The sequence below is a fragment of the Microcella sp. genome, from assembly GCF_046293215.1.
Taxonomy (GTDB): domain Bacteria; phylum Actinomycetota; class Actinomycetes; order Actinomycetales; family Microbacteriaceae; genus Microcella.
Map to the genome: position 1 here is coordinate 204,818 of NZ_JBKBPI010000002.1, position 19,228 is coordinate 224,045.

The window sequence follows — 19,228 nt, forward strand, 5'->3', positions numbered from 1 at the left end:
TGGTGTGCCTATCTGGGATGGGAGGAGGGTGCCTACCAGGGGGGAGCGCTGGGGCCGCTTGTAGCGACCCCAGCGCTCTTACTGGAAACTGACGAGAAAGTCAGTCGTCAGGGGAGGTTTACTCCTCGACGATGTTCGTCTCGGTCGGCGTCCAATCCCAGATGTTCCAGAAGATGGTCGGCGAGAGCGGGCCGGGGCTGACACCCTCGACGCGGTCGCTGAACGCCGTCACTGCCGGGAACTGGAAGATGGTCAGACCGTAGAAGTCGTCCATCAGGAGCTTGTCGATCTCGATCAGGATCTCGATCTGACGGTCCTCATCAAGCGTCGTGTCAAGCTCGTTCAGCAGAGCGTCAACCTGGTCGTTGCTGTAGAAGTTCAGGTTGTTACCACCGGTGCTGAGGAACGTCGACGACGAGTTGGTCACACCGAGGCTCGTCGACTGCCAGCCGAAGAACACGGCGTCGTAGCCACCCGGCGTACCGAGCAGGCCACCCCACTCGGGGCTGCCGCAGTCTTCGACGTCGAAGCCAGCCTGCGTGGCCGACTGCTGGATGAGAGCAAACTCGTCGACACGACGCGGGTTGTTGTTCGCGTAGAGGATGCACACGGGCGGGTTCTCGACGCCAGCTTCGGCGATGAGCTCCTGGGCACGCTCGATGTCAACTTCGCCGAAGCGCTCGGCCATGCCGTTGTTGGCGACCGTCTCGTCGTAGCCGGGGGCGCCCGGAACGATGAGCTGCGAGTTGCGCACCTCGGCGTTCGGGTTGAGCGGCTGGATGAGGGTCTCGACGATCTGCTGACGCGGGATCGTGAGCAGGAAGGCCTCGCGCAGCAGCGGGTTCTCGAACGTGTCGTTCTTGCCGTTGGCGAAGGTCAGGTCGATGTGCTCGTAGACAGCCTCTTCGCCACCGAGCACGGTGATGCCGTCGAGCGCGGCGAGCGCGTCGGCAACGTCGGCCGTAGCCTGGGGCGAGATGACGTCGACCTCACCGTTGGCGAGGGCCTGAACGGCGGCCAGCGGGTCGCTGATGAAGCGAACCGTGACCTCTTCGATCTGCGGCTGGCGGTCGCCCACGTAGTTCTCGTTGGCGGTCAGCGTGATGAACTGGTCAGCGACGAAGTCGGTGATCAGGTAGGGGCCCGAGCCGATCACCAGGTCGGTGTCGGCCGGCATCTCGCTGAAGTTGTAGCCCGAGTTCCAGAAGCGCGAGACCGCGGCGAGAACCTCGGTGTCGTTGTTCTGAACGGCCTCGATGAAGGTCTGCTTCGCCTCGGCCGGGTCTTCGATGCCGAGAGCCTTGCCCACGGTGACGTGCGCGGGAACGCCCACACCGAAGACGAGCTCCCAGTCAACAAAGATCTCGTCGTATGTCAGCGTGATGGTCTTGCCGTCGACCTCGGGAACCTGCGTAACGAGAGGCAGGCCAACGCCGCCAGCGGTGTCGAAGAACACCACGTCCTGCGGGAAGTCGTCGGTGTAGTCACCGGTCTCGGGGTCGATGAACTCGCTCGGGTCGAACTCAGGCGTGTTGACGTTGCCCGAGTTGGCGGCCCAGGTCAACAGCATGTCAGCTGCGTCGACCGGGGTGCCGTCCGACCAGACGACGTCGTCGTTGATCGTGTACTGAACGGTGAGCGGGTCTTCGTTGATGACCTCGTAGGTGCCGAACGACTCGTCACGAACGAGTGCCGGCTCGTTGTTGTAGTAGTTGAAGCCGGCGTTCGTCATGTAAATGATGTTCGCGTTGGCGGTGGCGTTACCGAACGAGGTGTCGGCGTTGTACGAGTAGAACGCCTGGTTCCACGCGATGGTGATCGACGAGCCCTCAACGATCTCCGCGCCCGGCTCAGGAGCCGAACATGCGGAGAGAACGAGAGCGCTAGCCGCCACGGTGGCCGTCAGGGCCCCGAATTTGCTGATACGCAATTTTCCTCCTGTGCAAGTGGATCGCAAGGGCACGTTCCGAGCGCACCCTTACGCCTGTTGGATATGACCCTAGATAGGGGGGCACACCCAGGCCAAACCCTAGGCCCATTCGTTACACACCGGTAACGCGATTGAGCCGCGCCTGGGGAAAACGGCGATTTGATGCGCAGCTCTGGCTATTGGCGCACGAATTGTGCACACGCGCGGCATCATGACGCAGAGCGCGAAACATGCAAGCAATGGGGTTGCGAATCACACCCCGCACATGTTGTTCGAATGCTCACATGAGCACGGTCACAGCGCCCATAAGATTGCGGTCCTCCACAATGGACCCATGACCTCGCCCGCCGCGTTTTCGAGCCCTCGACGAATCCGCGCGGAGATCCTTATCGTGCTGGGTCTATCGCTTGGCATGAGCGCGCTCTATGCCATCGTCAACATCATCAACCGGGCGACGCGCGATGTGCCGCTGAATCAGCAGACCGCGTCGATCAACATCTCCCGCGACCAGCGGGAAGTCTTCGACCTGCTGTACCAACTCTTGGGCATCACGGCCGCGCTCGTGCCGGTCGCCCTGGTCGTTTTCCTGCTGTGGCAACCGCATCGTCCGCACCTCGGGCGCCTAGGTATCGATGCGAAGCGGCCCTGGCGCGATGCCCGCGATGGGATCGCGCTTGCGGCCCTCATCGGCATTCCGGGACTATTCGTCTACCTGGGCGGGCGCGAGCTCGGTCTGACCGTCACCGTGGTCCCGACCGACCTGGGCGCGTACTGGTGGACCGTGCCCGTGCTCCTTCTCGCTGCCCTCCGCGCGGGAGTTGTGGAGGAGGTGATCGCCGTCGGGTACCTGTTTGCGCGCCTGCGTGAACTGGGCTGGGGGCCGTGGGCGATCATCCTCACCAGTTCTGTCTTGCGCGGCGCGTACCACCTCTATCAGGGGCTCGGGGCGTTCGTCGGCAACTTCCTGATGGGGGTGATCTTCGGCTGGCTGTATCAGCGCTTCGGGCGCCTGCTGCCCCTCGTCATCGCCCATACCGCGCTCGATGCTGTGATTTTTGTGGGATACCCCTGGGCGGCCGCCGCGTTCCCAGCCCTCTTCGGGCTACCCGGGTGACTCTGGGCATATGCCCTCACTCGAGATCGGCCAGCAGGCCCCCAACTTCACCCTGCCCGGGGTGACCGTGACCGACGGGCGCGCCCAGCAGCGACACTTCTCACTGCGCGACATGCGCGGCGCCCCCGTCGTGCTGGCCTTCTACCCCGCCGACAACTCGCCAGGGTGCACGGCGCAGCTGTGCTCGTACCAGTCGGAGCTGGCCGGCTTCGAGGAACTCGGAGCACAGGTCTGGGGAATCAGCCGGCAAGACGCGGCGAGCCACGAAGCATTCGCCCTGCGGCAGGGCCTCACCTTCCCCCTCCTCGCCGACGAGAAGGGCGACGTCGTCGAGCGCTACGGCGTGAGCATGTTCGGGATGGGCGTGCGTCGCTCGATCTTCATCATCGACGCCGACGGCGTGCTGCGGTGGAAGCACGTCGCGCTCGTCGGCATGACGTTCCAGAGCGCACGGACCATCCGGGAGCAGCTGCGGATGCTCGACTCAGCATCCGACGACGGCGCGGCCCGCGACGACGCCGCTTCCTGACTCCCGCTCTCGCGCTCGACCGCTAGGCGAACGCCTCGATCGGCGGGCAGGCGCACACGAGGTTGCGGTCGCCGAACGCCTGATCGACCCGGCGCACGGGCGGCCAGTACTTGTCAGCTCGGGTCGCTCCGAACCCGCCGGAGGCGGCCGCTTCCCCCTCCGCGAGCGACGCCGGGTAGACGGCAACCTCGCGGCTGTAGGGATGCGTCCACTCCCCCGCGATGGCGCTCTCCGCCGTGTGCGGGGCTCCCACCAGCGGATTGTCGTCGGCCGGCCACTCGCCGCGGGCAACCGCGTCGGCCTCGTGCCGGATGGCGATCATGGCCTGCACGAAGCGCTCAAGCTCAGCCAGGTCTTCTGACTCGGTGGGCTCGACCATGAGGGTTCCCGCGACGGGGAACGACATCGTCGGCGCGTGGAACCCGTAATCGATGAGCCGCTTCGCGACGTCGTCGACGGTGATGCCCGTCTGCTCGCGCAGCGGCCGCAGGTCGAGGATGCACTCGTGCGCCACGAGCCCGTTCTCGCCCGCGTAGAGAACCGGGTAGTGCTCGCGCAGGCGCAGCGCCACATAGTTGGCGGCGAGCACTGCGTTGGCGGTCGCCTCACGCAGGCCGTCCGCACCCATGAGTCGCGCGTACGCCCACGAGATCGGCAGAATGCTCGCCGAGCCATAGGGGGCGGCCGATACGGGGGCTCCGCGGTGCTCGACGACGCCGACAGCTCCGGTCTCGAGGTCGAATGGCGGGTGCTGGTGCATCTGCGCGAGCGGATGCCCGGGCAGGAATTCAGCCAGGTGCGCCTTCGCGGCGACCGGGCCCACGCCCGGCCCTCCCCCGCCGTGCGGGATGCAGAAGGTCTTGTGCAGGTTCAGGTGACTGACGTCTCCGCCGATGTCGCCGTATCGGGCGTAGCCGAGCAGCGCGTTGAGGTTGGCGCCGTCGATGTACACCTGGCCGCCGGCCTCGTGCACGGCGGCGGTGACCTCCATCACGTCGTGCTCGTACACGCCGTGCGTCGACGGGTAGGTGATCATGAGGGCGGCGAGCTCGTCGCGGTGCTCGGCGATCTTGGCGCGGAGGTCGTCGAGATCGACGTCGCCGGTCTCGGTCGTGCCCACGACGACGACGCGCATCCCGGCCAGCACGGCGCTGGCGGCGTTCGTGCCGTGCGCGCTCGATGGGATCAGGCACACGGTGCGGTGCTCGTCGCCCCGCGAGCGGTGGTAGCCGCGAATCGCGAGCAGCCCCGCGAGCTCGCCCTGGCTGCCCGCGTTGGGCTGCAGCGAGACCGCGTCGTAGCCGGTGAGCTCGGCGAGCCACGTCTCAAGGTGCCCGATCATGACGAGCGAGCCCTGCACGTCGTCGAGCGGCGCGAAGGGGTGCAGGCCGTTGAACTCGGGCCAACTGACGGCGGCCATCTCGGTCGCCGCGTTCAGCTTCATGGTGCACGAGCCGAGCGGGATCATGCCGCGGTCGAGCGCGTAGTCGCGGTCGGCCAGACGCTTGAGATAGCGCATCATCGACGTCTCGCTTCGGTGGGTGTGGAACACCGGGTGCGTCATGAACTCGGATGCGCGGCGCAGGTTCTCGGGGACGCCCGATCGCGTCTCGGTGCCGGCAAGCGCCAGCCCTGAGCCCGGCGTCGCCCCGAAGACGCCGAGCAGTCGCGCCACGATGTCGCGGCTCGCGGACGCGGGTTCGTCGATGCTGAAGCGCACGGTTTCGCCGTCAAGCCGGTGCAGCAGCAGGTCGGCCTCGCGCGCCGCGGCAATGACGTCATCGGCCCGGCCCGGAACGCGCACGGTGAGCGTGTCGAAGTAGGCGTCAACCTGAACCTCGACGCTGTTTGCGGCGAGGCGGTCGGCAACATCGCGGGTGACGCGGGCAACGCGTTCGGCGATTCGGCGCAGCCCGTCGGGGCCGTGGTACACGCCGTACATCGACGCCATGACGGCGAGCAGCACCTGCGCGGTGCAGATGTTCGACGTGGCCTTGTCGCGGCGGATGTGCTGCTCACGCGTCTGCAGGGTGAGCCGGTAGGCGGGGCGGCCGTCGGCATCTTTCGAGACGCCGACGAGGCGGCCGGGCATCTGCCGCTCGAGCCCCGTGCGCACGGCGAGGTAGCCGGCGTGCGGGCCGCCGAAGCCCATCGGCACGCCGAAGCGCTGGGTCGTGCCGACCGCGACGTCGGCGCCGAGCTCGCCAGGGCTCGTGATGAGCGTGAGCGCGAGCAGGTCGGCGGCGACGACGGCGAGGCCGCCGGCGTCGCGCACGCGGGCGATGACCGCCGACGGGTCCCAGATGCGGCCAGACGCCGCCGGGTACTGCACGAACACTCCGAACGCCTCGGGCAATTCAGCCGGGTCGATGTCGGCGAGGGGCAGATACACGAGCTCGAGGCCGAGGGCCTCGGCGCGGCCGTCGAGCACGGCCCGAGTCTGGGCGAACAGGTCGTCGTCGACGAGGAACACGTTCGACGCGGCTTTCGACGCCCGGCGCGCGAGCAGCATGCCCTCAACAACCGCCGTCGCCTCGTCCAGCATCGATGCGTTCGCGGTGCCGAGCCCCGTCAGGTCGGCGACCATCGTCTGGAAGTTCAGAAGCGCCTCCAGGCGCCCCTGCGAAATCTCGGGCTGGTACGGCGTGTAGGCGGTGTACCAGCTGGGGTTCTCAAGCACGTTGCGCTGGATCACGGCGGGCGTGATCGTGCCGTAGTAGCCCTGCCCAATGAGGCTCGTGCGCACCGTGTTGTGCGAGGCGATGGCGCGCAGCTCGGCCATCACCTCGGCCTCGGTCGCGGGGGCGGGCAAGGTGCGCAGAGCGGCGGTCTGGCGGATCGCGGACGGGACCGCCGCATCCATCATCGCCTCGATGGTGTCGTAACCGAGCGCATCGAGCATGAGGCGCTGAGCGTCGGAGTCGAGGCCGATGTGGCGCTCAGAGAAGTCGCGGGACATGCGGTGCTGGGTCTCTTTCCTGGTCGCTACTCGCCGATGAGGGCGCGGTACTCGTCGGCGCTCATCAGGGCGGGCGTCTCGGCGACGCGCACCTTCACGAGCCAGCCGTCGCCATAGGGGTCGGCGTTGATCGTCTCGGGGGCGTCGACAACGGCCTGGTTGGCCTCGACGACCTCGCCCGAGACGGGCGCGAAGAGCTCGCCGACCGACTTCGTCGACTCGACCTCGCCGACGACGGCGCCCGGCGTAAGGGCGGCACCCACGGCGGGCAGGTCGACGTAGACGACGTCGCCGAGGGCGTCGGCCGCGTACTGGGTGATGCCGACGGTGACGACGTCACCCTCGACGCGCACCCACTCGTGCTCGGCCGTGTACTGCAGATCGCTCGGAACACTCATGGCTTACGCCTCTCGCTGATAGAAGGGAAGGGGGACAACAAAGAACGGAATGCGGGTTCCGCGCACGTCGACGGCGAGCGCCGTACCGTGGGCGGCGACATCGGGATGCACGTGGGCCATTGCGATCGGGACGCCCAGCGTCGGCGACAGCGCACCGCTCGTCACGACGCCGACCTCGCGGTCGCCGTCGACGACCACATAGTCGGCGCGGGCGGCGCGCCGGCCCTCGCCGACGAGCCCCACGAGCACGGGCGCATCCGGGGCGGGACCCTGCTCGACGGCGGCCTTGCCGACGAAGTGGGGCTTGTCGGTGACGACCACGCGGCCCAGCCCCGCCTGCACGGGAAGGGTCTCGCGACCGATCTCGTGGCCGTAGAGGGGCATCCCCGCTTCGAGGCGCAGCGTGTCGCGGGCGGCGAGCCCGCAGGGCACAAGCCCGTCGGACGCACCCTCGGCGAGAATCGCGCGCCACAGCTCGGCGGCGTGCTCGACGTCGACGTAGAGCTCGAAACCGTCTTCGCCCGTGTACCCGGTGCGGGCAACGAGCACCGCGCCGCCGCGCCATGCCATGCCCATCGCGGCGTAGTAGCGCAGCGTGTCGAGGGTGGTGGTGCCCGACAGTTCGTCGGTGGTCGTGAGCCCGTCGACCCGCTCGAGGATGCGCTGGGCGGCGGGGCCCTGCAGGGCGATGAGCGCCGTCCGCTCGGTGAGGTCGACGAGTTCGACCTCGTGCGCACCGCGGCGTGCGTGCAGCGCCTCGACGACGGCGCCGCGGTTGCCGGCGTTGGCGACGACGAGCCACTCGGCCTCGCCCGTGCGATAGACGATGAGGTCGTCGACGATGCCGCCGTTCTCGGCCAGCAGCAGTGAGTACTTCGCCTTCATCAGCGGCAGGGTCGAGAGCCGGCCGGCGAGCGCCTCATCGAGGTAGGCGCCAGCGTCGGCACCGCTGACGGCGATCTCGGCCATGTGCGAGATATCGAACAGGCCAGCGGCCGTGCGCACGGCGTGGTGCTCGGCGAGGTCAGAGGTGTAGCGCACCGGCATGAGCCAGCCGCCGAAGTCGGTAAACGAGGCGCCCAGCGCCTCGTGCTCGCCGTGCAGGGGCGACGTCTGTGGCGGGGGTGTGACGGACTCGGTCATGGAGTTCCTTTGAGGCGCGACGGTGCGGGGCTATCGGAACTCCCCCTCTGTCATGGAGCCTGAGAGCTTCACGGGCCGGCCAGGGCCGGTCGCGCTTTCACCGTGGGCGAGGGCTGCGCATCGAGAACACGGATGCTCGCCCTGCTTTTCAGAGTGGCCTGCGGCGCGCGGTACGGGTACCTGAGAGATTGGCGGGGAGGCTTGCTCCTTCGGTGCCTCGGCTGGGCCGAGGGCTCTTCCGCACGCTGTGACGGCCTGGTGTGAAGTTGTGCGACCAGCGTAGCAAGCCGGTCACACGAGGGCACTACGACTCGTCGTCGCCGTTGTCGCGGAAGTAGCGCACGGCCTGCCAGATCAGGACCGCCACCGTGGCAAGCGCCATGAGGGCGAAGACCGGACCGGCCCAGGCGGCCGTTGCCGGGTCGGTCGGAATCGGAAACGCGAGAGCGGGCATCACACGGCGAGGATATCGGCGTCGTCGTCCCAGGGCACGGGGGTTGTCTCGCCGCTCACCCAGTCGCGACGCAGAATCGCGTAGGCGACCGACGCGACGGGCGCTGCGCCGTCGACCGGCCAGCCATCGCGGTAGTGCGCCTCCTTGACGAAGCCGGCGCTGCGAAACACCCGGCGCATGACGCGGTTGTCCTCGCGCGTCTGCCCCTCGAAACGATCGACCTCCGGGTACGTCTCGAAGACAAACGCGGTCAGTGCGCGCAGGATCGGTTCGGCAAGACCCCGGCCACGGTGTCGTTCGGCGAGCCGAAGATCGAACAGCGGGGCGTCGTCACTGAGGTCTTCGAGCACCACGGTGCCGACGCGGTCGCCGTCGACATCGATCCAAAACGCGGCGTGATCGTCGTCGTCATAGCCACCGGAATCGATTCGCGTCGCCACCTGCTCTGCGGTCGGCTGCGCCGTGACGTGAAAGGGCCAGTGGTTGTCGGTTGTGTGCGCAATGAACGCTGAGCGGTCGGCGGCGAGGTTGACGGGAACGAAACGGACGCGGTCACGGGTCTCGGGCATCCCGAGAACCTATCAGGGCAGTTCGTCGTTCCAATCGCTGGTCAGGGTGAGCATTTCGGCCGCCTCCAGCGTCAGCTCGCGGGTTGCCGTGAGCAGTTGCTCCGCGGTCTCGCTACGCAGCAGTTTCTGCTGATCGAGGGGGCCGAGGGGCGCGATCGCCGCCAACTGCCAGATGGATGCACGGGGGTCGTCGTCGAGCTGAATATCGGCGGGCCACGGCACCTCCATGAACTCGCTCGCCTGGGCGATTGTCGCGCGAACGACCTTCTCAACCTCCGCCATGAGAGGCAGCACCTCATCGTCAACGCTCACGCTCGGCAGCTCGCGAACATCGGCCAGCGGGTACGGGTCATCGGGACGCCACGCGGTGACCTCAATGCGGCGATCTCCTTGGGCGACCAGCCCGATAAAGCCGTCCGACGTCTGCACCTGCGTGATGCGAGCGACCGTTCCCACGGGGAAGCGCTGTTCGCCGCCGCCGACCTCACTGCCACGCTCGATCAAGACGATGCCGAACTCGGCGGGCTCGTCGCCGAGAATTTCCGAGAGCATCACGATGTACCGCTCCTCGAAAATGCGCAGCGCCGTCGGCATGTACGGGAACAGCACCGACCCGAGCGGGAACATGGGCATGACAGCCATGGCGCAAGCGTGGCACCGGTACCTGGCAATGGCCGGTGGCTTAGGCTCGCGCCATGTCGACCACTGACTTGTCTTCGACCGACGCTCCCCCGGTGCCTGCGCGATCGCGCCGCATCGTCGTGATCCTCGCGCTCGCGGGCATCATCGTGCTGCTGACGCTGGCGGCAGCATTCATCGTCGAGGGACTTGACTGGTTCGCGCCGCAGGGCTGGGCGCTGCGCGCCCTCGCGGTTCTCGGGCTCGTCGCGTGGAGCCCTCTCGGGCTCATGGGACGCATCGGTGCCGTCCTGCTCGCGGTCGGCGTCGGTCTGTTCACGGTCGTTGAGGTCGTGCTTGCGGTCTGGCCCGAGGTGGGAATGTCGGGGGCGCTGAGCGGGGTGACGATTCCCGTATTCGTGGTGGGAGCATCCGGATTCTTCGTGCTTGTCGGTGGGGCGATTCGTCGCCTCCGTCTGCCGTGGTGGACAACGCCGGTCATTGCCGCAGTGGCAATGGCGGTGTGGGCGATCGGGATCCTTGCTCCGACTCCGGCGGGCAGCGACGAGCTGCTCGTTCAGCACATCGTGGCGCAGAATTACCTGTTCGCCGTGGCTGCGGTGTCGCTCGTTGCGGCCGTCATCGACGGCGTTCGGCAGGTGCGCGCGGTCAGCCGACGACCGTGAACGCGCGACTGTCGGTACTGACGATCGAGCCGTCCATCGCCGAGTGTTCGATCACGGTGAGCACGTAGTCGCCCGGAGCGAGTGCGCCGAGCTCCAGCGTCCACGCCGCGCGGGCGGGGCACGCCTCCCGCGCCATCGCCGACCCGTCGACGACCGAGCCGTCTGGCCCCTCCAGCGTCCAGCTGAAAGCGGCCTCGAAGACGCAGGCCACGCCGTCAGCCACCACCGGACTCATCACCGACGTGCCCTCCGCGGGAGACAGAATCTGCAGCGGTGATAGCACTGCCTCCGCTGGCTCACGACCGATCGGCATCGTGATGTCGACATGACCGGCAAGGGTTTCGGCCGAACCGCCGTCGACCAGGAACTGTACGTCGGCGATGGTCGGATCGATCGCCCACGCGGTCCACACGAGCTGTGCGATCGCGATGGATTCCGCCTCCGCCCCGACCTGTAGTCCGCCGAGTTCCAGATCGATCAGCAGGGTCGCCCCGTCACGGGCGGTCGAGAGCAGACGAGCGTTGCCCTCGGCCCAGAGGTTCGCATAGTCAGGGTCAGCCGGCAGGAGGCTGCCGTCGACGAGCGCAGCCACGGCGACGGCGACCGGGTCGTCGGTGGCTCCGACGGTGAGCGTGTGCCGCTCGGAGGTGAGCGTTGTGCGCGTGGGCTGCAGGTGGGCGAAGAACGTCTCGACCGTGACCGGGGATGCACTGGGCTCGGTTGGCGTCGGCGTCACGCTCTCGCTCGGCGAGGGGGTGGGCGGCGCGGGCGGGGCTGCGGGATTCGTGCAGGCCCCCAGCAGCAGCGCTACGGCAATCGCGAGCGCTCCGCCGCGGAGACGGAACAGGGCGTTCGACACGTCGGCCTCCTTCCGCGACCGCCGGTCAGGGGCCGGCGTGCCGGGTTGTGGCGCCGACGGTACGCCGCCGCGCTGCCGGGATCCAGGGTCAAAGGTCCCGACCGTGCGGCGCGCAACCCGCACGGCCCTATACCCCTAGGGGTATACTGGATGCGTGTCCACACCCCTCCCTGACCGGCGCCCGCACCCCGTGATCGGCCAGTGGGTCATCGGAATCGATGTTCCCGTCGTCAACGAGCGCGCGGTGCGCGCGTCGGCGGGCATCCTCTTCCTCGCCGGATTCAGCGCGTGGCACTACAGCGTGCTCACCGGTGACCTGCGGTCCCTGCAGGCGTTCGGGATCGTCTTCGCGCTCGAGATGTACCTGCGCGTGTTCGTCGGAACCCGCTGGACCCCAACCCTGGCGATCGGCAGTCTGATCACACGACGACAGCGCCCCGAATGGGTCGACGCGCGTTCGAAGACGGTCGCGTGGATGCTCGGCTTTGGGATGGCGCTCAGCGGCTGCGTCGCGCTCGGCTGGCTGGGCCTCGCTCCGGTCGTTGCGCAGACAATCTGTGCGATCTGCCTTGCGCTGCTCTTCGCCGAGGCAGCCTTCGGATTCTGCCTCGGTTGCGAGCTCGCTCGCCGCTTCGCTCGCGAGAAGCCGACGCTCTGCTCGGGCGACACCTGCACGTACAGCCCCCCGCGCCGCGGTGAGCCGCACCGAATCGGCGCCCCCTCCGCCACGCTCCACAGTCGGGACGTTGGACCCTGACCCGGTCACCGAATGCCGCATAGCCTGACTCGTAGGCGCGACCACGTGCCGCTTCACCGTCAAGGAGCATCATGCAGATCAGCGGCAAAGTCTTCGTCATCACGGGCGCGGGCAACGGCATCGCCCGCGAGGTAGCGCTCGGCATCGCCCGGAAGGGTGGTCACGTCGCGGCCCTCGATGTGAGCGAGGAGGGCCTCGAGCAGACGGCTGCGCTCGCCGTCGGGCTTCCCGGGCGCGTGACGACGCACGTCGTGAACATCGCCGACCGCGACGCCGTCGCCGCCCTGCCCGCGGCGATCATCGCCGAACACCACCACATCGATGGTCTGCTGAACATTGCCGGCATCATCCAGAAGTTCGTGCCCATCAACGACCTGGCGTGGGACCAGATCGAGCGCGTCATCGACGTGAACCTGTACGGGGTTCTCAACACCGTCAAGGCGTTCTTGCCGCACCTGATCGCCCGCCCCGAGGCGACCCTCGTCAACGTGGCGAGCATGGGGGCGTACGCACCCGTGCCCGGCCAGGGCGTGTACGGCGCGACCAAGGCCGCTGTCGCGCAGTTGAGTCGTGCCCTGCACTCGGAACTCATGGAGACCGGGGTGCGTGTGACCGGTGTCTTCCCCGGCGCGATCGGCACGAACATCAGCATGAACTCCGGCGTGATGACCGAAGACGAGATGAAGAAGATGATGGCGGCCGCGGGTGACAAGGCGCGCAAGACGACCACCCCCGTCGAAGCGGGTCGCCAGATCATCGAGGCGATCGAAAAGGGCAGCTACGAGATCTTCATCGGCCAGGATGCGCGCATCATGTCTCGCCTGTCGCGGCTGAACCCGAAGAGGGCCGCCGGCCTTATCTACTCGCAGATGAAGAATCTGTTGGGCTAGCGCGCCTGCCGCGCCGCAATCCGAGTTCGTAGGCCGTGACGGCCACGAGGGTTGTGGCAAGCAGCGGCAGCACGAAGTAGACCATGACGGCGGTGAAGCCGGTCAGCGCATCGTGACCGACAGCATCCAGCACCAGGTAGGCGACGTACGCGACGTAGAGCGCGAGAAAGACGCCGCCCTCCCAGCGGGCGATCGCGAAGCCCGTGAAGGCGATCGGTACGAGAGCGATCGCGGCGGCGAGCGCGAGCGGAATGTCGAGCGCGATTGCTGCCGGCGCGACGGGGATTCCGGCCGGGAAAATCATGGCCGGGATCCCGAGCACTACGCCGATGTTGAAGATGTTGCTGCCCACGATGTTGCCGACCGCGATGTCGCGCTCACCGCGACGCACCGCGACGATGGACGTCGCCAATTCGGGTAGCGACGTGCCGATGGCGACGACGGTCAAGCCGATCACGAGGCTGGAAACGCCGAAGCTCGCCGCGATGTTCGACGCACCCGTGACGAGGAATTGCGCCCCCAGCACGAGCAGTCCGATGCCGACGAGCACGAGAACAATCGCCACGAGGGTCTGCGCGAGCGGTGAGAGCTTCGAGGGCGCCGATGGCACGTCGACGGTTGCCGCCAGCTCAGGGTCGCGCTTGCTGAACCAGAAGCTCGCGCCGACATGCACCGCTGCCGCGAGGAACAGAATCACCCCGTCGAGCTGACTGATCTCGCCGTCGATCACGAGAGCGAGAAAGAGGATCGAGATGCCGACCATGACGGGCAGATCGAAGCGAACGAGCTGCCGCTTGACGATGAGTGGCAAAACCAGCGCCGAGATGCCGAGGATGAGCAGCACGTTGGCGATGTTCGACCCGACGACGTTGCCGACGGCCAGGCTGGGATCGCCGGCGAGAACCGCCCCGACCGTCACCGAGAGTTCGGGTGCGCTCGTCGCCGCCGACACGATCACCAGGCCAACGATGAGGGGGGCGATGCCCAGCCGGGTTGCGAGGGTTGATGCGCCGCGCACGAGCGCTTCGCCTCCACCGACCAGCAGGGCGAGACCGAGCACGACTCGGCCAACGTCGAGAAGATCCACGCCCGGAGTCTAGGGGTGGCGGCAGGGCGCGTGTCTCAGAAATACAGGGGGCGCACTCGCCCCCGCATCACGGCTCCGGCGTACCGGACTCGGGCGCCTCGAACTGCGCGAGCCAGTGCGCAAGGGTCCCGGCGAGCGCGTCTCGGTCATCTGGGTCGAGGGCGGCGACGAGACGGTGCTCGTTACGCATGTGCGCCTCGTAGGCGCGGTCGATGAGGTCGAGCCCGTCGGGAGTGAGCGCAACGACGCGACCGCGGCGGTCGGTTTCCGCGACGCGACGCTCGATGAGCCCGGCCACCTCGAGCCGGTCGCAGCGCTTCGTGAGCCCGCCGCTGGTGATCATCGTTCGCTCGGCCAGTTCGCCGGGGGTGCGCTCATACGGCTCGCCAGCACGACGAAGGGCGGCGAGCACGTCAAACTCTCCGGTCGACAGCCCGAACTCGCGGTAGACGCTGTCGAGCTCGACCGTGAGGTGCGCGGCGAGGCGGTGAAGTCGGCCGATCAGCCCCTGCGGGCTCGGATCAATGTCGGGGCGCTCGCGGCGCCACTCGGCCTGGATGCTCGCCACGCGGTCGTGGGAGCGGGCATCGTCGTGTGGCCGGGCGCCGGTGGCTGGGAGTTTGCTCACCCCGGGAATATTACCTTCCCCGGAAGATATTATGTCTTCCATGGAAAATATTTGGCGCTGGATGCTCATCACGGCGATCGCGCCCGTCGCGTGGGGCTCGACCTACGTCGTCACCTCGACGTGGCTGCCCGCCGACTCGCCGCTCTGGGGCGCCGTCTGGCGCGCCCTGCCCGCCGGCCTGCTGCTCTTGCTCATCGTGCGCGTGCTGCCGCGCGGCGCCTGGTGGTGGCGGTCGCTCGTGCTCGGCGTGCTCAACATCGGTGCCTTCTTCGTACTGATCTACGTCGCGGCGCAGCTGCTTCCCTCGTCGATCGCGTCGATGATCATGGCGATGGCGCCCGTGGCGATGATGCTCGTCGCCTGGGGCGTCATTCGCGAAAAGCCCCAGCTGTTCTCGCTCGTTGGGGCCGGCCTCGGCTTCGCCGGGGTCGTCGCGCTGCTGGCCACCGGCTCGGGCGGCGTCAACATCGGCGGCGTGCTCGCGTCGCTTGCCGCCATGCTGATGTCGTCGGTTGGGTTCATCTTCACGAAGCGCTGGAGCGGCAGCGCTCCCCTGCTGCCGATGACGGCCTGGCAGTTGACCATGGGAGCGGTCGCGATCATCCCTGTTGCCCTGATCGTCGAGGGGGCGCCGCAGCCCGTCACGGCGAGCGAAGTCGGCGCCTTCGCCTACCTGTCGCTCGTGGCGACGCTCGCCGCTTACGTCGGCTGGAACCTCGGGCTGCGGAAGCTGCCCGCCGGGGCCGTCGGGCTCATCGGACTGCTGAACCCCGTCACCGGGGTGCTGCTCGGGGTCGCCCTCGCGGGCGAGACGCTCACGGCGCTGCAGCTGGGCGGCATCGGACTCGTGTTCGCGGGCATCCTGATCGGCCAGGCGCCCGTGCGGGCCGCCGTGGTGGCCGGTCTGCGCCGAGCGCGTCGCCCGCTATCGCGCCGCCGCCGGGTTGACGGCGGGGCCGATGTTGTCGATCAGCCACGCATTCCACGTCGAGACGAGACGCCACGATTGAAGGATGCGGCGTAGCGCGTCGTCACCGAACATCCAGTCGTCGATGGGGTGCGTCTGCGCGATCGCCAGACTCGTCAGGCGCAGCAGCTCGATCTTGGGGTGGTCGCGCGGGTAGCCGCGGGGCGCGGTCGCAAGGGCACCGTCGGTCATGATCGTGAAGCCGTGCTCCTCGAGCTCGTCGAGCGTGGCTTCGAGGTCGCCGACGAGGCGGTTGTCGTCGACGAGGGCACGGAAGCGGCGCAGCTGGTCGCGGCTCGGCTGGTAGACACCGCCGGCGAGCATCAACCCGTGCTCGTTCAGCTGGCCGTAGTGGGCGGTGCCGTCGGCGGGCGTGGTCACGAAGCCGATGTGGTCTTTGATGGGTCGCTTGTCGGCGCTGAAGCGCACGTCGCGGTGCGGTCGGAAGATCTTGACCGGGCCGAATTCGGCGCCGAGCACGTCGGCGAGTCGCTCAACGGGGCCGCGCACCGTCTCGGCGTAGCGCTCCCTGTTCTGCTGCCACCACTCGCGCGTGTTGTTCTGGGCGAGCTCAGCGTAGAAGCGCGGCGCGTCCGGGTCGAAGCCGGTGAAGGTCACGGGGTCTCCGTCTCGTGGCCGGCGGCTTGGGCGCGGTCGGGGTCGCCCGGTGTGAGGGCGAGGGTTGTCCGCTCGGCCAGGTACGTGGGCAAGGGCATCAGGGCGCTGTCGGGGGCAGTGGGCATCCAGCGCACCAGGACGCGGCCGTCGCGCACGACGGTCGGGCCGGGGGCGGTCGGCGCCTCGCCGGTGATCAGCGTCGCGTCGAGCAGCACCGTGGCGCCGTCGGGGAAGCCCACGTCGACGAGCTGCTCTTTCAGCGCGCGGCGCTCGCGCGCCGACTCGGCCTGGTGGCCGGGCAGCACCTGGCGCGTGGCGCGCACGATCTGACCAACCGCGTACAGCCCACCCGCGGTGTCGACGGCGACGACGCCGAGACGCCAGCCGACCCCGGCCCGTCGGTAGGTCTGGCGGCGCGGGATGATCCCCAGCGTCTTGCGGGGGCCGATCGTCGTGCCGAAGTAATCGTGGGGGTGTGCGGCGGCGGTGAGCCGCGCGATCGCGTCGGTGACGGCCGCGCGGTCGTCAGCGTGCATCCATTCGGCCGGATCGGCGGAGGCGGCGGGTGGCTGCGGCGTCACGCCGGGCAGGTTAGCCGAACAGCCCGATGATCAGCCCGGCGAGGGCGTAGTTGAGCACGTCGCTGCCGACCTCGATCAGCCACACCCGGAAGCCCTGCAGCCCGAACAGCCGGTGCGAGAGCGACCCGGCTGCGGTGAAGACGACGCCGAGGGTGAGGCCGATGAGCAGCCCGCCTAGCGGACCGACCGGCCCAAAGGCGAGGGTGGCAACGCCGATGGCGACGGCAATGCCGATGACCTGCACGGCCGCGGCAACGGCGGTTCCGCCGAAGATCACGGCCATGTTGGCGCCCGAGCTGCCCATGTCGTCGGGGTCTTTGCCGAGCGCGCGCCACCACACGGGAAAGAAAGTCTTCGGACCGAACCAGACGGCGCCGGCGATGAAGACGACGACGAAGGCAACGCCGACGGCGAGCCAGTTGATCGGGATGAGCTCCATGAGCGTGAGCGTAGACCCGCGGGGGTGGGTTGTGCGAGGGGTGAGGGGTCGGTGGGGGTCGGATCGTCAACGGTCGTTGACGGTCGCGCGGGAGGAGGTGTGTGCGTTTCGCGTATGTGCCCCTGACGGCACATGCCGCCGGCAGCACATACGCGCCAGGCCGCGGGCCGCTCCGCGCCGGTCGACCTCGTCCTTTACGGTGTCGTGGTGACCGAGTCCGAACTTGCGCGAAGTTTCGAAATCGGCGGCGCTAACTACGACGCCCACAGGCCAGGATTCCCAGCCGAGGCGGCGACACTGCTTGCACCCGTGCCCCTGAAACGCGCTCTCGATGTCGGCGCGGGCACTGGAAAGTTCACGAGGTTGCTTGTCGACCGCGCACGGACCGTGGTCGCTGTTGACCCGTCTGCCTCCATGTTGCGCGAGCTCGCGAAAAACCTTCCGAGCGTCGACTGCAGAAGCGGAAGCGCCGAGGATCTGCCTATCGAGGATGAGGTCTTCGACCTCATCACTGTGGCACAAGCGTTTCATTGGTTTGACGCTGACGCCGCCTGCGCAGAGTTCCGTCGCGTTCTGATTCCCGGTGGTCGACTCGGTCTGCTCTGGAACACCCCCGACCCCACCTGCGTCTGGGATGTCGAGGCCTACAAGATCGCGCACAGCGGTCAAGCGTCCGACGCCGATGGAGATCGGGAGGGTGATTCGCAGTCCGTAGGTCGCGAGCCGCCCCGGCTACCCGGATTCGCGTTCGAGTCTCAGCATGTCGTCCCGTGGCAGGAACTGATCTCGCGAGCGGACTACATGGCACGTTGGACGACCGTGAGTACGTATCTTGCGGCCAACGAGTCGGCTCGTTCAGCGATGCTCACGGACATCGAATCAATGTTGGACGCCAATCCCTCCATTAGAGGGTTAGAGACGCTGACGTTGCCCCAGCGAACCGAAATCTTCATCTACCGCAGGAGCTAGTGCGGCAGTCGTCTACCCCTCGGTGAGCACCGGAATGATCGCGCCCGAGAACACCTGCCAGGCCAACGCCGTCTTCGCGACGAGGCTCAGCGTGATGTAGGCGCGCTCGCCGACGAGGTAGTCCCTCCACTTGCCGACCTGCTTGTACTGCAGCCACTGGTTGACAGCGAAGGTGTTGAAGAAGGCGAACAGTGAGATGACGATGCCGACGACGAAGGCCGGGGTCTCGACGTCGGACTCGCTGCCGATGCGCAGGAAGTAGATAACGACGACGATCCACGGAACGATGCCGACCATCGACCCGAAGATGAACGGCAGCAGGCCGCCGGATCCGGGCTGCTCATACTTCTCCTGCAGCGCGCCGAACAAAATCATCGCCGCATTCGCGCTGAACAGCGCAAAGAGGGCGCCGATGTCGGTCACGCCGTTGATGGCGAGAATGAGCCAGATCATGATCGATGAGCTCAGCGAATACTCGATCCACCGGAAGTAGTTGCGGTTCTGCATCAGCCCGGCCTTGTAGCGGCCGTAGAACACCGGCGACGAGATGAGGAAGTGGAAGAAGGCGCTGAGCGCGAGGAAGGCCACGACGCCGACGCCAACGTTCACGTCGAACAGCTCGACCCGCTCGGGCGGGATCGGGAACCCGGGAGGGCCGGCAAGGTAGTCAGCCGTGACCGCGAAGGTCACCTGCGTGCTGAGCATGGTCAGCACAATCGCGAAGCCGATCGCCTGCACGAGGTGCAGGCTGCCGGCGACGACGTTGTAGATGCGCAGGCGGCCAATCTTCTGGTCGGCGGTGCGTTCGGGCGCTGATCGGGATGCACGGGCCATGCTGAATCTCCCTCGTTCAGTGGGTGAGGCGAACGCTAGCAGTCCGGGTCGTGAAAGCGACGGTCATTCGTACTGCGGAGTTCTCGCGCCATCACGACGCTGTCGTAGGTCTTCCGTGGTCAGTGCGCGGCTTTACGGTCGAGGGATCCCCAGCGCGCGTAGAGAGCGCACGAAGGTGGTGCGCAGGAGCCGCAGTGTC

The 19,228-nt window shown here is 67.7% G+C and carries 21 protein-coding genes and 1 riboswitch; of the genes, 7 read left to right on the plus strand and 14 right to left on the minus strand.

The window, feature by feature from the left end:
- Nucleotides 1-118: 118 nt before the first annotated feature.
- The gene (locus tag ACK4SC_RS02995) at nt 119-1,894 is read right to left on the minus strand and encodes an ABC transporter family substrate-binding protein (protein ID WP_409614669.1); all 1,776 of its coding nucleotides are present in this window, start codon (nt 1,892-1,894) and stop codon (nt 119-121) included.
- Between the two features lie 370 nt (nt 1,895-2,264).
- On the opposite strand from ACK4SC_RS02995, the gene ACK4SC_RS03000 reads away from it, so the two are divergent.
- Both ACK4SC_RS03000 and ACK4SC_RS03005 read left to right on the plus strand, forming a co-directional pair.
- The gene (locus ACK4SC_RS03000) at nt 2,265-3,044 is read left to right on the plus strand and encodes a CPBP family intramembrane glutamic endopeptidase (RefSeq protein ID WP_409614671.1); all 780 of its coding nucleotides are present in this window, start codon (nt 2,265-2,267) and stop codon (nt 3,042-3,044) included.
- Nucleotides 3,045-3,054: 10 nt separating this feature from the next.
- On the plus strand, nt 3,055-3,573 hold the full coding sequence (locus ACK4SC_RS03005) for a peroxiredoxin (protein WP_409614673.1): 519 nt from the start codon (nt 3,055-3,057) through the stop codon (nt 3,571-3,573).
- Nucleotides 3,574-3,595: 22 nt separating this feature from the next.
- Here the strand turns inward: ACK4SC_RS03005 and gcvP are convergent, their stop codons facing one another.
- The 6 genes from gcvP to ACK4SC_RS03035 all read right to left on the minus strand — a co-directional run bounded on the left by gcvP (nt 3,596) and on the right by ACK4SC_RS03035 (nt 9,738).
- Nucleotides 3,596-6,532: an aminomethyl-transferring glycine dehydrogenase gene (gene gcvP, locus ACK4SC_RS03010; RefSeq protein WP_409614674.1), complete on the minus strand. Its 2,937-nt coding sequence runs from the start codon at nt 6,530-6,532 to the stop codon at nt 3,596-3,598.
- Nucleotides 6,533-6,558: 26 nt separating this feature from the next.
- Entirely contained in the window at nt 6,559-6,930 is a 372-nt protein-coding gene (gene gcvH, locus ACK4SC_RS03015) for a glycine cleavage system protein GcvH (RefSeq protein WP_096420965.1), read from the minus strand.
- A 3-nt stretch (nt 6,931-6,933) separates the two neighbouring features.
- Entirely contained in the window at nt 6,934-8,073 is a 1,140-nt protein-coding gene (gene gcvT / locus ACK4SC_RS03020; protein WP_409614676.1) for a glycine cleavage system aminomethyltransferase GcvT, read from the minus strand.
- Between the two features lie 158 nt (nt 8,074-8,231).
- A riboswitch (glycine riboswitch) is annotated at nt 8,232-8,324 on the minus strand.
- A 53-nt stretch (nt 8,325-8,377) separates the two neighbouring features.
- The gene (locus ACK4SC_RS03025) at nt 8,378-8,530 is read right to left on the minus strand and encodes a hypothetical protein (RefSeq protein WP_409614678.1); all 153 of its coding nucleotides are present in this window, start codon (nt 8,528-8,530) and stop codon (nt 8,378-8,380) included.
- A complete protein-coding gene (locus ACK4SC_RS03030) occupies nt 8,527-9,096 on the minus strand; it encodes a GNAT family N-acetyltransferase (protein ID WP_409614680.1) in 570 nt (189 codons plus the stop codon). Before ACK4SC_RS03030 ends, ACK4SC_RS03025 begins: the two co-directional genes overlap by 4 nt.
- A gap of 12 nt (nt 9,097-9,108) precedes the next feature.
- On the minus strand, nt 9,109-9,738 hold the full coding sequence (locus ACK4SC_RS03035; RefSeq protein WP_409614681.1) for an LON peptidase substrate-binding domain-containing protein: 630 nt from the start codon (nt 9,736-9,738) through the stop codon (nt 9,109-9,111).
- A 53-nt stretch (nt 9,739-9,791) separates the two neighbouring features.
- Here ACK4SC_RS03035 and ACK4SC_RS03040 point away from each other — a divergent pair, with 53 nt between their 5' ends.
- Nucleotides 9,792-10,400: a hypothetical protein gene (locus ACK4SC_RS03040; protein WP_409614683.1), complete on the plus strand. Its 609-nt coding sequence runs from the start codon at nt 9,792-9,794 to the stop codon at nt 10,398-10,400.
- On the opposite strand, the gene ACK4SC_RS03045 is transcribed toward ACK4SC_RS03040, so the two are convergent.
- Nucleotides 10,384-11,259, minus strand: coding sequence for a Gmad2 immunoglobulin-like domain-containing protein (locus ACK4SC_RS03045; protein ID WP_409614685.1), 876 nt, complete (start codon nt 11,257-11,259; stop codon nt 10,384-10,386). The two genes, ACK4SC_RS03040 and ACK4SC_RS03045, sit on opposite strands and share 17 nt — an antisense overlap.
- Nucleotides 11,260-11,413: 154 nt before the next feature.
- Between ACK4SC_RS03045 and ACK4SC_RS03050 the strand changes: the two genes are divergently transcribed.
- Entirely contained in the window at nt 11,414-12,016 is a 603-nt protein-coding gene (locus ACK4SC_RS03050; RefSeq protein WP_409614687.1) for a DUF4395 domain-containing protein, read from the plus strand.
- 71 nt (nt 12,017-12,087) lie between these two features.
- Nucleotides 12,088-12,906 (plus strand): SDR family NAD(P)-dependent oxidoreductase, encoded by an 819-nt coding sequence (locus ACK4SC_RS03055; RefSeq protein WP_409614689.1) that lies wholly within the window; start codon nt 12,088-12,090, stop codon nt 12,904-12,906.
- Here ACK4SC_RS03055 and ACK4SC_RS03060 read toward each other — a convergent pair.
- Nucleotides 12,872-13,993, minus strand: a complete 1,122-nt coding sequence (locus ACK4SC_RS03060; protein WP_409614690.1) for a calcium/sodium antiporter — start codon at nt 13,991-13,993, stop codon at nt 12,872-12,874. The two genes, ACK4SC_RS03055 and ACK4SC_RS03060, sit on opposite strands and share 35 nt — an antisense overlap.
- 67 nt (nt 13,994-14,060) lie before the next feature.
- On the minus strand, nt 14,061-14,621 hold the full coding sequence (locus ACK4SC_RS03065) for a MarR family winged helix-turn-helix transcriptional regulator (RefSeq protein WP_409614692.1): 561 nt from the start codon (nt 14,619-14,621) through the stop codon (nt 14,061-14,063).
- A 40-nt stretch (nt 14,622-14,661) separates the two neighbouring features.
- On the opposite strand from ACK4SC_RS03065, the gene ACK4SC_RS03070 reads away from it, so the two are divergent.
- The gene (locus tag ACK4SC_RS03070; RefSeq protein ID WP_409614694.1) at nt 14,662-15,645 is read left to right on the plus strand and encodes an EamA family transporter; all 984 of its coding nucleotides are present in this window, start codon (nt 14,662-14,664) and stop codon (nt 15,643-15,645) included.
- Here the strand turns inward: ACK4SC_RS03070 and ACK4SC_RS03075 are convergent.
- Genes ACK4SC_RS03075 through ACK4SC_RS03085 form a run of 3 tightly spaced genes read right to left on the minus strand, consistent with a single transcriptional unit; the run spans nt 15,547 to nt 17,226 of the window.
- Entirely contained in the window at nt 15,547-16,206 is a 660-nt protein-coding gene (locus ACK4SC_RS03075) for a DUF2461 domain-containing protein (protein WP_409614696.1), read from the minus strand. The genes ACK4SC_RS03070 and ACK4SC_RS03075 overlap by 99 nt on opposite strands.
- Complete coding sequence (locus ACK4SC_RS03080; protein ID WP_409614698.1) at nt 16,203-16,787, minus strand: hypothetical protein; 585 nt, start codon at nt 16,785-16,787, stop codon at nt 16,203-16,205. Before ACK4SC_RS03080 ends, ACK4SC_RS03075 begins: the two co-directional genes overlap by 4 nt.
- A gap of 10 nt (nt 16,788-16,797) precedes the next feature.
- Complete coding sequence (locus ACK4SC_RS03085) at nt 16,798-17,226, minus strand: DUF1761 family protein (RefSeq protein ID WP_409614700.1); 429 nt, start codon at nt 17,224-17,226, stop codon at nt 16,798-16,800.
- A 207-nt stretch (nt 17,227-17,433) separates the two neighbouring features.
- On the opposite strand from ACK4SC_RS03085, the gene ACK4SC_RS03090 reads away from it, so the two are divergent.
- Nucleotides 17,434-18,195 carry a class I SAM-dependent methyltransferase gene (locus ACK4SC_RS03090; protein ID WP_409614702.1) on the plus strand — a complete coding sequence of 254 codons (762 nt, stop codon included), beginning with the start codon at nt 17,434-17,436 and terminating at the stop codon, nt 18,193-18,195.
- Between the two features lie 12 nt (nt 18,196-18,207).
- Here ACK4SC_RS03090 and heR read toward each other — a convergent pair whose 3' ends face one another.
- Complete coding sequence (gene heR, locus ACK4SC_RS03095; RefSeq protein ID WP_409614703.1) at nt 18,208-19,029, minus strand: heliorhodopsin HeR; 822 nt, start codon at nt 19,027-19,029, stop codon at nt 18,208-18,210.
- Nucleotides 19,030-19,228: the final 199 nt, after the last annotated feature.